This window comes from Faecalibacterium sp. 7 (assembly GCF_049562865.1).
In the GTDB taxonomy this organism is placed as follows: Bacteria; Bacillota; Clostridia; order Oscillospirales; family Ruminococcaceae; genus Faecalibacterium; species Faecalibacterium wellingii.
The window spans coordinates 2,237,437-2,251,100 of the sequence record NZ_CP186911.1; the positions used below are offsets into that span (position 1 = coordinate 2,237,437).

Genomic DNA, 13,664 nt, shown 5'->3' on the forward strand with positions numbered 1-13,664 from the left:
ATTCGTTACCTCAACTGCTGCAGCATCTTCTGGATTGCTGCAATGTCTTCTGTGATGTACCCCTGATAGGCGGCAAAAGTTTCGACTTTCTGCGCCTTCTGCTCCTTGATGGATGCAATGCTGTTCTGCAGCTGCTCCAGCTTCTCGTCCAGCATCGACTTGTAGGCGGCCTGCACTTCCCGGGTGCTGGTCTCGATGTTGGTGCGGATCTGCGGGTAGAGCTTGTTGCAGATCTGCGGAATCACATTGTTGATAAAATTTCGTTTGACGATGTCCTCGTCCTTCTCTGCAAACAGCCCCTCCAGCAGGTGGATGATGTCCGGCAGCAGGATGATTATGACTTCCAGCCAGGGTGCGATGGCGTCGGTGGCAGCGGCCACAACGCCGGTGATGGCGTGGTAAAGGGTATTGTTGCGGTCATCCTTTTTGTGCTTGCCCAGCCCGGATTGGGGAGCGGGGGTAAAGGTGCCGCTGTCGATCAGGCTCTTCAGGTTGGAGGCGAGGTTGGTGGTCATCGTTACAAGATCCTCCGCGTCCATATCGTTGTGGACGAGCTGGTCAAACTGCAGCTCCGCAGTGATAGCATCGATCTGGCCGGATACGATGTTTTTCATGGATGCCACGAGCACCGGCCGAATGGTTTCCAGAATGATGGCCTTCACAGCGGTCTGGTTGCCGTTCAGCAAGGCGGTGGAAATGGTGTCGGCATGGGCGGTCAGCGCTTGCCGAACCGAGGCCAGGGTGGTCTCGGTCTGGGGATCGAGCTTGTCCTGTGCCTGCTGTGTTTTCTGGTCAAACGCGTCCGCGAGCTGTTTCTTGCTGCGCTCAAAACTGCGGAGGCTTTCGTCCAAATCGTGGGTGTCCAGACTGAGTTTGCGCTGCTCGATCTGCAACAGTTTTTCTGTGTTTTCCAGATCGATGCGCAGCTGCCGGGTCATGATACGGTCGAAGGCTTTCTGTGCATGGAACTGTCCGAGAATGGATTCCAGCTGGGTACAGCAATCCTCTGCCCGGGCAGAGATGGGATAGACTTTGTACGGGAAGCCCCACATTTCCAGAGTTCCCTGTGCGGCGGATACGATCTGCTCCACGGTATCCGGGGTGATTTTGTCGCACTTGTTAAGGACAACAGCAATCTGATCGCTATAATGCGAGATCTCCCGGATGAACTGCAGGGTGGTTTCGTCCAGACCGCCCTTCTCCTGATCAACGACTACTAGATAGGCTGAGCCGACCCCGATGTAGTTCGACAGGGCCTGCGCATGGGCCTCGATGCCGGAATCGAACCCCGGGGTATCCACGATGGTATAGTCCGCAATGCGTGCCAGCGCAGGGGCATTCACATGGTATTCCAGATGGCTGTACTCCTCCGGAAGATATTCCTTGCCAGCCTGCAACTCCTCGCAGGAGCCGTCCTTCCGGTAGGCAAAGGCCTGCTCGGTGGTGTCATAGACCAGCTCGGTGGCAAGCGCAGTCTGCGGCTGCTGGGCCTCCTTGAGGAAAGCGGGCCGCTGCAGCAGTGCGTTCAGCAGGGCACTTTTGCCGGCACTGAAATGCCCCACCACAAGCAGCTTGATTTCAAAATGATCTCGCAGCTCTTCGGACAGCTGAAATGCGTCCTGAAAATTCCGGTCCGGATAATGTGCCTCCAACTGCTGGCGCATCGCAAGTGCATGGTCAAACTTTTTACGATCTACCATTGTTTTTCTCCTTCTTCTTGGATACTGTCGCTTCTGAACGGCCCGGCATCCGGCATGGCGTTGCCGAAATTCGCAAAAATCAGACGAGATTTGTGAAATTCATAGTGCAATTATAACATAAATTGCATAAAAATACCATAGGGCGAGCCGCAAATCTGTACGTAAGCGGTTTCTGCTGGATGCAGGTCCAGTATACAGAATAAAAACGACAGAATCTGTCATTCTTCAATAATATAATCGAATTGCATTTTAAACGGATTTTTCGTATACTGAACACAGGAAGTGGGGGCTGAGCAATGGGCTATTCCAAAAACGAACGAATTTTAGACCTTTATGAGCAGTTATGTGCAGGCAGGACGCTGACCAAAGTCAAAGAAGCACTCCGGTTTGGCATTGACGAGCGTTCTGTCCAGCGGGACATTGATGACATCCGGGCATTTCTTGCCGAACGTAACATAGCAAAAGGAGAGAACCGGCAGATCATTTATGACCGGCAGCAAAAGGGCTTCCGGCTGGTGGGCAGTCCCTCGCCGCTGATGACCAACAGTGAAATCCTGGCAGTCAGCAAAATTTTACTGGAAAGCAGAGCCTTTACCAAAGAAGAAATGTCGGGCATTCTAAACAAGCTGGTGGCAGGCTGCGTTCCGCTGGAAAATATCAAGCTGGTTTCTGCGCTGGTGTCCAATGAGCTGTTTCATTATGTGGAGCTGACCCATCCGGTAGGCATTCAGGATAAGCTGTGGGAGATTGGGTGCGATATCCAGCAGCATCATCTGATGCGTATCCGCTATCAGCGGCAGGGTGCAGACGCGGCATCTGCGGTGGAGCGCATTGTGGAGCCGGTGTCTATCCTGTTTTCGGAGTATTATTTCTATCTGAATGCCTACATCACGAAAGAAAACGATGGAAAGTATACCCGCAAGTACGATTACCCGGCCATTTTTCGCATCGACCGCATTGCGGACTATAAAATTATGGAGCAGACGTTTTCGCTGCCGTATGCCAGCCGGTTTCAGGAGGGCGAGTTCCGCAAACGGGTGCAGTTCATGTATCCGGGGCGGCTGCAAAGCATCCGGCTGCGCTACACGGGCAGCAGCGTGGAAGCTATCCTTGACCGCCTGCCCACGGCAAAAATCGTCTCACAGGATGCAAATGGGTATCTTGTCGAGGCCGAGATTTACGGCAACGGCATCGTGATGTGGCTGCTCAGTCAAGGAAATCGAGTCGAGGTGCTTGCACCGCAGACTCTACGGGAAGAGATGTTCCGTGTGCTGACGGCCATGCTGGAACGATACCAGCCCTGAAACAGGGCAATCCGCTTTTCACGCAACAGCAACAACACTGGTTTGCAGGTCGTAGACAAAAAGCAAAGATGACAAAATTGTCATTTCAGGTGAACAGAATAATACAAGCAAAATAGAAAGGAGAAAAAGATCATGAGAAAGACACACGCACCGGACACCGTCCGACAACCTTTGCCACCGGAGAAACCGCACCGCAGAAAGTTGGGACGCAAACTGGCAGATTCACTGGAAGTAGTGCCGCAGAAACCAGCACTGGAATCCTTTCCTGTGGAAGAACTGGACGGCAGTGGAATGATCCATGCAGAAAAGCCGATTCGTCCTACCCCACTCCCGCCACCACAGGAGCTGATTTACTGATGGTCATTTTTATGGGGAAATATAGAAAAAACGACATTTCCGTAGGACAAAAAGTATGATAGAAGGAGACATATGAGAGAGCCAAATAAATCGGAAGTTGGAGAATCGTGCTATATAAAACGAACCCGTAATAAGCATAAAATTGTGAAGCGTCTAATTTTCTCTTGACAACATACGGTCTTGCCTTTGAAATAATCTTGGAGAATACTATTATTGAAAATACGAAAGGCTGCTTTATGGGAAAGGTGATCTTAGATGACCTCCGCAAGCGTCTGGAACGTCTGGACGAAGACGCCGATCTGATGATCGACAATAACGACCGCTATCAGATGGTGATTGTAGGCGGCAGTGCGTTCATTTTGTTGGGAAAGCTGACCCGCGCTACTCATGACATTGATGCCTTGAGTGTTCCGAAAGAACTGTACAGTTTGCTTGGCAAGTACGACATCAACACCGATGTGGAAGCCTACATCGACAATTTCCCGTATAACTTCCAAGACCGGCTTCAGCCGCTACCCTTTGGTGGTACAAAGGTGCAGTTCTATACATCCAGTCTGGAAGATTTAGTGATTGCAAAGCTGTGCTCTTTCCGGGACACCGACAAGGCAGACGTAGAGAGCGAGGCTGTGCGGGATTCGTTGAATTGAGATTTGCTGGAACACCTTGCAACGGATGAGGATGAGTTGAGAGCCAGCATCTTGAACGACTGGCGATATCGGGATTTCTATATCCGCTATCAGGCGTATGTGGAGAGGTGGAGACCATGCGAAAGCTGACATTTGAGGGCTTCTTGAAGCAGTATGTGGCAGAGCTTTCCGGGGTGCAGACGGCAAGTGTCCATAAGCTGGCGGATTGTCTGAACGAAAATCCCCGCCTGAAAGAACCGCTGTTTCTCTATGCACTGGCCTTTGATAAAGTAGATTTGTTGCTCCGCTATACCGTAAACAGCGCTGTTGTTGCGGAATATGAGCGGCTTTCCGATCGCTATTCGCTGGCGCAAATGCTGCTGCTTTTGGAAAATCAGTCACCTGAACTGCCGGAAGGCTACCGGAAAGTCTGGCGCAGCTATTGTTCGGTACGGGATGCCGCCCTTGCGGACAATGACACAAAAGAGTTGATCCATCGTCGGGTATTGGAACTTCAGCAGAAAAAGAAACTGACGAATTATCGCCTTTACACGGACTTGAAGCTGAATCCGGGCAATGTGAACGCATGGCTCAGACATAACGACTCCAGTAAAATGAGCCTTGATTGTGCACGGCAGATTTACAAGTATGCAAAAAGCTACTCGTCTGTTCGATAAGGAAAAGAAAGTGAGTCTATGACCGCCGTAATTTACGCCCGCTATTCCAGCGATAACCAGCGCGAAGAATCCATCGAAGGCCAGATTCGGGAATGCACAGCCTATGCGGAAAAAAACGGTATCACGGTCATCAAACACTACATTGATCGTGCATTCTCCGCCAAAACAGACAATCGCCCGGAGTTCCAGCAGATGATTAAAGACAGCGGCAAGAAAGCTGTTTGATGTTGTTCTCGTCTGGAAATTTGACCGTTTTGCCCGGAATCGTTTTGATAGCGCAAACTATAAGATGATCCTGAAAAAGAACGGTGTCCATCTGATCTGTTATGGAGCCCATTGCCGAGGGTTCACAGGGCATTCTGGTGGAAACGTTGCTGGAAGGCATGGCAGAATACTATTCGGCAGAGCTGTCCGAAAAAGTGATTCGTGGTCAGACCGAGAACGCCCTGAAGGGTAAGTGCACTGGCGGTACGGGAACCATCGGCTATAAAATCGACGATGACAAGTTCTATCATCTTGACCCGCTGACCGCTCCGTTGGTACTGGAAGCCTTTCAGCGGTATGACAACGGCGATAAGATGGTGGAAATCGTAAACTTTCTCAACGACAAGGGTGTCCGCAATATGCTGGGTGGAAAAATGACCCACAGCAGTGTGAATACCATGCTGAAGAACCGCCGGTACATTGGAGAATTGTCTTTCCGGGATATCGTTGTGCCGGATGCAATTCCGGTTATTGTTCCGAAAGACCTGTTTGATCGGGTGCAGAAGCGTCTGGATAAGAACAAGTGTGCCCCTGCCTGTGGCAAGGCAGACGAGGAATATCGGCTGACTACCAAGCTGTTCTGCGGCAAGTGTGGTGAGCTGATGTTCGGCGAAAGCGGAACCAGTGCCACCGGACGCACCTACTATTATTATAAATGCGCCAACGTCAAGCGGCGTAAGGGCTGCAACAAAAAGACCGTGCAGAAAGAATGGCTGGAAGAGCTGGTCGTCCGGGAAACCATGAAGCTGATTCAGGACGATGCGGTGATCGACAAGAACGTTCAATTGGTCATGGATGTCCAGAATCAGGAGAACACCACGATCCCGCTGCTGGAAAAGCAACTGCGAGAGGTCAACAAAAAGCTGGACAACCTGATGAAGGCAATCGAGGACGGCCTGTACACCCGGACAACGAAAGAGCGTCTGGAAGCGCTGGAAAGCCAGAAAGATGAGCTGACTGTAAAATTGCAGATGAAAAATTGAAGAAGCCCAGCTTCAATGAGAATTTCATCCGATTCTGGTTGATGAAGTTTAGAAAGTTCGATATTTCGCAGAAAAAGCAGCGGAAGGCGCTGATTGAAATTTTTGTAAATGCCATTTTTCTGTACGATGACCGGATGCTGCTCACGTTCAACTACAAGGATGGTACCCAAACCGTCCGATTTGAGGACACTTTGACCGCCGATTGCGGAGAAAAAAGTTTGCGTTTGCGAAGCAACGAAAGCCCCAGTGGGGCTTTTGAGCAACAGAACGGTCTTGCGCAAGCAAGATGGAGGGGCCGTGCCCCGACAAGTTCGGATTTGTCCGGCTCTGCTGGATCATAAATCCAACGATTTCACGTTATAAATCGTTGGATTTTTTGTTTACAGGCTGGCCTCATTTGGTTTTGACCACAATACCAAAGATTTTATCTGGTCTAATTAGTGCCGTTCCGTCCAATTTTCAGGCCGAAAACGCCTCACTGAACAACTGGATCGCACTCTGCCGAATGGATTCCTGAACATGGAGATAATGCTCAGTCATCTCGGTGTCGGCATTCTCATTCCAGTGCCGAGCAAAAGCCGGATGCTCAAGCCCATGCGGTCATCGGGGAGAACCTTCATTAAGTGGGCGACTTCCTCTGTGGTGAAGGCTTCCTTGCGTTTTGCGGTGCCGGATGCCCGCATCTTTTCAGCAAGCCGGACTGGGTTACGGCGCACAAGGTCATTGGCTTCTGCCTTTTGAAAGATCTGGTAGAGCATCCCTCGTGCCTTGCTGATGTAAGAATCTGAGCGGCCATCGCGCCCGAATCCTTTTCAGGAAATTTTCAATGTCGATGGGGCGTATGACGGTCAAGGGGCGATGATAAAATCCCTCTTTGAGCATTTTCAGGCAGTATTTGTAGCTTTCCTGTGTCGTGGGAGCGATATTATCCTTGTGACCCTCGAACCATGTATCGGCCCAATCTTCAAAGTACAGGATCGTATCCAACTGGACACCGCTGATAAGCGCATCCTGATACTCTTTCAGTTTGAGCTTGACCTCCTCTTCTGGGTCTTGCCATAGAAGGTCTTGAAGCGCGGCGAACCATCTTTCCGGTACCTTCATGTCCTCACTCCTTTCCCTGCAAAGAATATAGCACAGAACGCCCGATTGTTCCATGATGGGTGCGGTAAGTTGTAAAAATCAGGGGGGTAAGTTGCAAAAAGGCCGCTGTGTCGCAGAGCGCTTCTCCGACACAGCGGCCTTTTCGTTTTTGGCTGCGGCTTATCGCATCCGTCCATCGCCGCCCATCAAGGCGGTCATTTCTTCAATATAGTCCAGCGGGAACGGCGGAGCGCACAACGGCTTCATGGCAATGCTCATGAGCTTCATGGGGTTGTCATCTGCCGCCACCCGGTTGGAGCTGAGTTTTCCGCAGCGTTTGCAGCGGTGGATGATGGCCCACTCGCCGCCTTTGCGTACCCAGACGGCCACCGGCTCCCTGATGCCGCCGCAGTCGGAGGCACGGTCGCCGGGTTCTTCGTCCACATGAAGGCTGGACAGGCAGTTGGGGCAATGGTTGCGGTGGTCGCTCCCGGCATTTTGCGGGGTGCAGACCCGCCCGCAGACTTTGCAGGTAAAGGTATCGTTGCAGGCGTGGGTCTTATAGTAACCTTTTTCAAAGGTCTTGCGTTTGTTTTCACGATTCATGGTATCGTCCTCCTGAAGAATTGTGTCTGTTCGTCTTCGGGAGGAGTGGCTTGTGGTATTTGCCAGACCTCCCGGTCAGCCCACAAGCTCCAGTGCAAATGTTGTATGTTTCAAAAAGTTCTCCTTATATTTTTGTACCGTAAAATTCAGATTTTTGGGTCCTATAAACGTGTGCTGAAATTATCAAGCCTCCTTCCTTCGCCTTGGTTTTGGTGACGGCAATTCATCGTACATCGCTTCAAACAGTTTTGTGAGAAATTCTTTGTTGTCAACTTCCTCCACCAACAGCATTTCTTTCGCTCCTTCATGCGGAAAATCACAAACCGCCGCAGGCATACATTCCAAAGCAGATCTTGTTTTCTTTACAAGCAATCTGTCATCATAGATCCCGCCGACGATTTTGCCATGATAATAGAGGATGTATTCTCCCATCATAGACCGATACGAGATATCCTCTAAATCAGATAACTGTTCCAAAATGAAATGAAGATACTCTTTGCTGGAAGCCATGATTCTTACACCACTTTTCGCATTGCTCTGTTGGATGGTTTCATTTTTTTCCTCGTTCGATGTTAAAGGTACGGAAGAACAGCTTTACATGGGCGTCCAGCTTTGCAAGGCTTTCGGATTCTCGTTCCGGCTGACGGTCGCAGACGCTCAGCAGGACGATGATAGGGGAAACATACATCCATGCCAGTGTATCCGGGTCCTCGTCCCGAATTTCGCCGCCTGCGATCAGGGAACGGAAGATACCTGCATAGTAAGAGATCATACGGTCTACATAGCGTTCCGAGAACAGTGCCGCAAGCTCCGGGGAGCGGAACTGCTCCAGCGTCATCATCCGGCGGAACTGACTGATCTGCTTATCGTGCAAAGAATACAGGAAGATCTGCCGAACTTTGTCCGCAAGAGCCTGCTCCGAAATATGAGAAAACGTAGGGCAGTCCTGCTTAACATTCTGCACATGAATGTCGATCCTGCCCGTATCTTTTTCGTAGTGGGCAGCCGTTGATTCTACGATGGCATCAAAAATCGCCTGCTTGCTGGGGAAATGGTTGTAAAGCGAGGGTGCCTTGATGCCCACTGCCTTTGCAATCTCGCCCACACTGACGGCATCGTATCCTTTGGTCGAAAACAGTTCCAGAGACTTTTCCAGAATGCGTTGCTTGGTATCTTCCATTTCCCTTTGCCTTTCGCTAACTAATGTTTGTTAGTTCTACTATAATCAAAAAAGTTCCCATTGTCAAGATTTTTTTAAGACAATGGAAACAAAATCGTTAGCGCAGACCAACAGCGTCCATAATTACTTCAGTGCTTTCCACAGGTTGATTTCCCCAGTCGTGCTCAGCTTAACCGTGATAGTCTCCCGTAGCAGAATCTACGCAAACCTGCTAACGAGTGTCAATGGTCTGAACAAAAAAATCAGCCTTTCCTGCGACGGTGTACTACCTGTTTTTCACTGTATCCTGCGTGAATCGCTCTGTTTTGTGCGCGAATCACTGGCCACAGAATGCGGAAGCTGTGCTATAATATAAGTATCAGGACGTGGAAGGAACAGGGGGTGCAGCAATGAAGCTGCGGACAGCGATCGTGGAAGATCAGAAACCGGATGCCGAGCGGCTGGAACAGCTGCTGAAAAAGGCATTTGGCGAGGAAGAGATCCTTTGCAGGCGGTTTGTGTGCGGAGACGATTTTTTGAAGGAATTTCCGGGCGAGGGATATCAGGTGGTGTTTCTGGATATCTGCATGGAAGGCACAAACGGCATCGAGACGGCGCGGCAGCTGCGCGCCGCAGATCCGGAGCTGCTTATCGTGTTTGTGACATCCTCGCCGGAGTATGTGTGGGATGCCTTTCCGGTGCATCCGTTCGACTACCTGCTCAAACCGTATAAAAAAGAAAAGTTTGACCATCTGGCAGGGGAGCTGCGGCGGGTGCTGGGGCGGCAGCAGCCGGAGCTGGAGGTGCGCATTGCCCGCCAGACCGTGCATCTGCCGCTGAAAAAGATCTACTATGCCATGGCCCAGAACCATTTTGTAAAGGTCGTTACCGATGACGGCGAGTGCCGCGCTGCGGCAAACTTTGCACAGGTGCAGGAACAGCTGATGACCCAGCCGGATTTTCTGGTGTGCAACCGAGGGGTCATCATCAACATGTCCAAGGTGCTGCGGTTCGACGGTGAATGCATTGAAATGCTGGATGGAGCCCGCCTGCCAGTGCGGCAGAAGGATAAAAAAAGCCTGCTGGCACAGTTTACGCAGTATCAGTTCCGCAATATGCAGCGGCAGATGTGAGTCCGGAGAGGAGGAATGCTTGTGAATTTTGCATTGTTTGGACGTTTTTTTCTGGAATTTGCAATGATGTATCCGGCAGAATACCTCTGCCTTGCCTCGCTGCAGGAGCACCTGCGTGCGCCGCGTAAAACCTATGCCATCGGTGCGTCGGCAATCACACTGATGGGTCTGGCTGGCGCAGCGGTGTGCTGCATGCTGGACATAGAAACAAATTTCCTGCTCATCCCGCTGCTCATCATCAGCTTCTGGCTGCTGCGCTGGCGCACCGACCGGGAAGTATCGATCAGCCAGACCATGTTTCTGTTCTCGGTGTCGGCAGTGATGATGTCTGTGTGCACCCTGCTTGCCGTTGTTCTGAACGCGGAAGCTGAGCTGGACAATGCACAGCCGGTGTTTCTGCCCAGCACCTCGGTCATCTGCCTGACCCTCTCGGTGATACTCAGCGCCATCTTCCGCTTTACGGCAGTGCGCTGGAGCCGGTGGCTGCTGCAGGAGTACCACGGCGAAGCCTTCTGGGAGTCGGCATGGCCGCTGCCGGCGCTGTACGCGGCGTTTCTGGTGTTCTGTATGCCGAAGGAGATCGGCATCATCCTGATGAACCGCATCCGCATCATCGCGGTGCTGGCAGTGAGCATCTCGCTGCTGGGCATCTTTCTGCTGCTGTACGAGATGTACCGCGTGGCAAAGGAGTATGCCCGCAGCTCCCAGCTGGACCGCGAAAACCAGCTGCTGGCCGTGGAGTCCCGCCGCTATATGGAGCTGCGCAGCTATCTGGAACAGACCCGCCACCTGCGGCACGATTTCCGCCAGCACCTGCATGTGATCTCCGGCCTGACCGAGGCCGGGCGGCTGGATGAACTGAAAAGCTACCTGAGCCAGTACGAGAGCGAACTCAGCGATGCCAGACCCACCCTGTGCGTCAACGCTGCGGTGGATGCGCTTGCCGGCCACTACGACTACGAGGCCCGGAAACAGGGCATCCAGATCGAATGGAAGCTGGAACTGCCCAGATTCCTGCCCCTGCCGGAAGCCGACCTGTGCACCATTCTTGGCAATCTGCTGGAAAATGCGCTCCATGCCAGCCAGAAGCTGCCGCCGGAAGAACGGCAGGTCAAGGTGCTGGCCCGGATGCTCAGTCCGGCCATGATGGGCCTGATGGTGGAAAACCGCTACGATGGCGTGCTGAAAAAGCAGGGCCGCGTTCTGCACTCCACCAAACATGACGGACAGGGCATCGGCCTTGTTTCCGTCGAAACTGCCGTGCACAGATATAACGGCAATCTGACGGTGGAAACGGGCGGCAACGTTTTCCGGGCCAATGTGCTGCTGAACCTGTAGAATATTCCTGCCCTCAGGCACCGGCTTTTTTGCACAAGCCGGTGCTTTTTGGTTGCACTTTCCCCGGGAAATCGGTATACTTAAACGAAAGACTGGGTACAGCAGGGCAGGAGGGGAGCGTATGGCACCGAACAAAACTACGCGGGGCGGGATCTCCCTGCGCCGCAGGGTCATGGCATGGCTTGCCGCGATTTTGCTGGTAACGATGCTTTCCAACGGCATCGCCACGGTGGTGGGTCAGTGGGCCGTGCGCGCCTTTGACGCGCTGCTGGCCGACAACGCCGCCTGTTACACGGTGCAGGATGCCATCAAGGACGAAACACAGGCTTTTGCACGCTATGTGCGGCAGCCCACCTCGGAAAGTGAGCAGGCCTACACCGCCGCCTGCGCTGCGGCCGAACAGAGCCTTGCGGCTCTGCCCTTCGATTATGCCCGCATCGGTGCGGAACGCTATGCCCGCACATGGAACCTTTTGCAGGGCTACGAGGGCTACCGGCAGGAACGGGACGCCTTTTTACGGCTTTCGCCCGCAGCGGATACCTACATCGAACGGATGTACCATGTGATGGCCCTGCAGGATTATCTTGCCGAGTATGCACTGCGGCTGACGCAGGCCACACTGGAACAGGAAAATACCCTTTACAGCAGCACGGCGGCCCACATCCGGCATCTGCCGTGGCTGTATCTGGGGCTGTTCCTGACGGCGGCAGCACTGATGGTGCTGCTGGTGCGGGGACTGAGCCGCGCGGTGGTGCGCCCGCTGCTGGAGCTGGCGCAGGCTTCCCGCAGCATTGCCGAGGGGGACTCTTCCGGTTGGACTCTGCCGATAAAAAGCAGTGACGAGGTGGGGCGGCTGACAGGCACCTTCAACCAGATGAAGCACGCCATGGCCCAGCAGCTGAGCACCCAGCAGGCCCTGCACCGGGAAGAGGTGCGGAACCTTGCACTGGAAAAAGATCTGGAACACACCCGGCTGGAAGTGCTCAAGAGTCAGGTGAACCCGCATTTCCTGTTCAATACCCTGAACATGATCTCCTGCATGGCCCGGCTGGAGGACGCTTCCACCACCGACCAGATGATCGTGCATCTGGGCAGCCTGTTCCGGCACAATCTGCGCACCAAGCGTCAGCAGATCACACTGGAAGAGGAACTGGACGGGCTGGAAGATTATATCTATCTGCAGCAGATGCGGTTCGATGGACGCATTACGGTGGAAAAGAGCATCCGGGTGCAGCCTGCGGCGGTGCTGGTGCCGTCCTTTATACTGCAGCCGGTGGTGGAAAATGCATATTCTCACGGGCTCAAGTCCTGCGAGGAAGGCGGGCGCATCCTGCTGCGGGCATGGATGCAGGGCAGCGTGCTGGTGCTCACGGTCGCGGACAACGGCAGGGGAATGACGGCAGAGGAACTGGATACCCTGCAGGCCAGAATCGCCCAGAGTGAGCAGACCGGCCGCAGCATTGGCCTTGGCAATATTTCCCGCCGCATCGGGATGCTGTATCCGGGCGGCAAAATGCAGGTATACAGCCGCGCAGGCCGCGGCACAGTGGTACGGTTTGAGATCCCACAGACGCAGTGGACGGAAGAAAGGGAGGGAGAACCTTCGTGAAGTGCAAATTGCTGGTGGCAGAGGATGAATTGATCGAGCGCAAGGTGCTGTGCAAGACGCTGCAGAAATATCTGGGGGATCTGATCAGCCTGTACGAGGCGAAAAACGGCAGGGAAGCCATGGAGCTCTTTGCCCGCGAAGCACCGCAGGTGGCGGTTCTGGACATTGAAATGCCCGGCTTCACCGGGCTGGAAGTGGCCCGCAAGATCCGCGAGACAGACAAAAATTGTGCGATCCTGTTCCTGACCGGATTTGACAAGTTCGACTACGCGCGGCAGGCGATCTCCGTGCGGGCCATGGAGTATCTGCTCAAGCCCTACAACGAGCAGGAACTGGTGTTTGCGGTGGAGGAAGCCATCCGGCAGGTGTCGGTGCAGCTGCCTGTCCGCCCGCTGCAAGCCCCTGTGCCGGAGGAGCCTGTCCGCCCAGAGGAGGACGGGGACATGCGCACCGCCATCATCCGGGCCGAGATCGGCAGCTTTATCGATGCCCACTATCGGGAAGACATCTCCATGCAGGATGCCGCAGCTGCCCTGCGTTACTCGGATGCTTACTTCTGCAAGCTGTTCAAACAGTGTTTCAAGGTGAACTTTTCGGCCTATCTAAATGAATACCGGGTGAACAGGGCCCGCCAGCTGATGCTGGACCCGCGCCTGAACATGAAGGACATCGGTGCGGCTGTGGGCTACAGCGATGCCAACTATTTTACAAGGGTGTTCAAGCGCCTGACGGGCCAGACCCCTTCGGAGTACCGCATGGCCGCAGCGGAAAAAGCAGTACAAGGATAAAACGGATAGAAAAGAAGCACTCGTTCTTTCCTGCCTG

The 13,664-nt window shown here is 53.2% G+C and carries 13 protein-coding genes and 2 pseudogenes; 9 read left to right on the forward strand and 6 right to left on the reverse strand.

All coding sequences use genetic code 11. The annotated features are described in order from the left end of the window. Positions 1–5: 5 nt before the first annotated feature. Positions 6–1,700, reverse strand: a complete 1,695-nt coding sequence (locus tag ACKXF7_RS11145) for a dynamin family protein (protein WP_423741307.1) — start codon at positions 1,698–1,700, stop codon at positions 6–8. Positions 1,701–1,996: 296 nt separating this feature from the next. Here ACKXF7_RS11145 and ACKXF7_RS11150 point away from each other — a divergent pair, with 296 nt between their 5' ends. The 5 genes and pseudogenes from ACKXF7_RS11150 (at position 1,997) to ACKXF7_RS11170 (ending at position 6,252) form a co-directional block, all read left to right on the forward strand. Continuing rightward, complete coding sequence (locus ACKXF7_RS11150) at positions 1,997–3,004, forward strand: helix-turn-helix transcriptional regulator (protein WP_339395645.1); 1,008 nt, start codon at positions 1,997–1,999, stop codon at positions 3,002–3,004. A gap of 132 nt (positions 3,005–3,136) precedes the next feature. Next, positions 3,137–3,361: a hypothetical protein gene (locus ACKXF7_RS11155; protein ID WP_348583393.1), complete on the forward strand. Its 225-nt coding sequence runs from the start codon at positions 3,137–3,139 to the stop codon at positions 3,359–3,361. Between the two features lie 236 nt (positions 3,362–3,597). Further along, positions 3,598–4,137, forward strand: a pseudogene (locus ACKXF7_RS11160) (DUF6036 family nucleotidyltransferase). A 14-nt stretch (positions 4,138–4,151) separates the two neighbouring features. Beyond that, a complete protein-coding gene (locus ACKXF7_RS11165; RefSeq protein WP_423741308.1) occupies positions 4,152–4,664 on the forward strand; it encodes a transcriptional regulator in 513 nt (170 codons plus the stop codon). Between the two features lie 18 nt (positions 4,665–4,682). After that, a pseudogene (locus ACKXF7_RS11170) lies at positions 4,683–6,252 on the forward strand (recombinase family protein). 195 nt (positions 6,253–6,447) lie between these two features. On the opposite strand, the gene ACKXF7_RS11175 reads toward ACKXF7_RS11170, so the two are convergent. The 5 genes from ACKXF7_RS11175 to ACKXF7_RS11195 form a co-directional block, all read right to left on the reverse strand. Further along, on the reverse strand, positions 6,448–6,669 hold the full coding sequence (locus ACKXF7_RS11175; RefSeq protein ID WP_423741309.1) for a hypothetical protein: 222 nt from the start codon (positions 6,667–6,669) through the stop codon (positions 6,448–6,450). Beyond that, positions 6,632–7,015 (reverse strand): hypothetical protein, encoded by a 384-nt coding sequence (locus tag ACKXF7_RS11180; protein ID WP_423741311.1) that lies wholly within the window; start codon positions 7,013–7,015, stop codon positions 6,632–6,634. Before ACKXF7_RS11180 ends, ACKXF7_RS11175 begins: the two co-directional genes overlap by 38 nt. A gap of 159 nt (positions 7,016–7,174) precedes the next feature. Next, positions 7,175–7,600, reverse strand: coding sequence for an RNHCP domain-containing protein (locus ACKXF7_RS11185; RefSeq protein ID WP_423741312.1), 426 nt, complete (start codon positions 7,598–7,600; stop codon positions 7,175–7,177). Positions 7,601–7,783: 183 nt separating this feature from the next. After that, positions 7,784–8,110, reverse strand: a complete 327-nt coding sequence (locus tag ACKXF7_RS11190) for a TfoX/Sxy family protein (RefSeq protein WP_339395649.1) — start codon at positions 8,108–8,110, stop codon at positions 7,784–7,786. Between the two features lie 40 nt (positions 8,111–8,150). Continuing rightward, positions 8,151–8,780 carry a TetR/AcrR family transcriptional regulator gene (locus ACKXF7_RS11195; RefSeq protein ID WP_423741313.1) on the reverse strand — a complete coding sequence of 210 codons (630 nt, stop codon included), beginning with the start codon at positions 8,778–8,780 and terminating at the stop codon, positions 8,151–8,153. A gap of 389 nt (positions 8,781–9,169) precedes the next feature. Between ACKXF7_RS11195 and ACKXF7_RS11200 the strand changes: the two genes are divergently transcribed. The 4 genes from ACKXF7_RS11200 to ACKXF7_RS11215 all read left to right on the forward strand — a co-directional run bounded on the left by ACKXF7_RS11200 (position 9,170) and on the right by ACKXF7_RS11215 (position 13,627). Next, positions 9,170–9,892, forward strand: a complete 723-nt coding sequence (locus ACKXF7_RS11200; protein WP_423741314.1) for a LytR/AlgR family response regulator transcription factor — start codon at positions 9,170–9,172, stop codon at positions 9,890–9,892. Positions 9,893–9,907: 15 nt separating this feature from the next. Beyond that, a complete protein-coding gene (locus ACKXF7_RS11205) occupies positions 9,908–11,230 on the forward strand; it encodes a sensor histidine kinase (protein ID WP_423741315.1) in 1,323 nt (440 codons plus the stop codon). 121 nt (positions 11,231–11,351) lie between these two features. Next, positions 11,352–12,839 carry a histidine kinase gene (locus ACKXF7_RS11210; RefSeq protein ID WP_423741316.1) on the forward strand — a complete coding sequence of 496 codons (1,488 nt, stop codon included), beginning with the start codon at positions 11,352–11,354 and terminating at the stop codon, positions 12,837–12,839. Continuing rightward, on the forward strand, positions 12,836–13,627 hold the full coding sequence (locus ACKXF7_RS11215; RefSeq protein WP_423741317.1) for a response regulator transcription factor: 792 nt from the start codon (positions 12,836–12,838) through the stop codon (positions 13,625–13,627). Before ACKXF7_RS11210 ends, ACKXF7_RS11215 begins: the two co-directional genes overlap by 4 nt. The last annotated feature ends 37 nt before the right edge of the window (positions 13,628–13,664 follow it).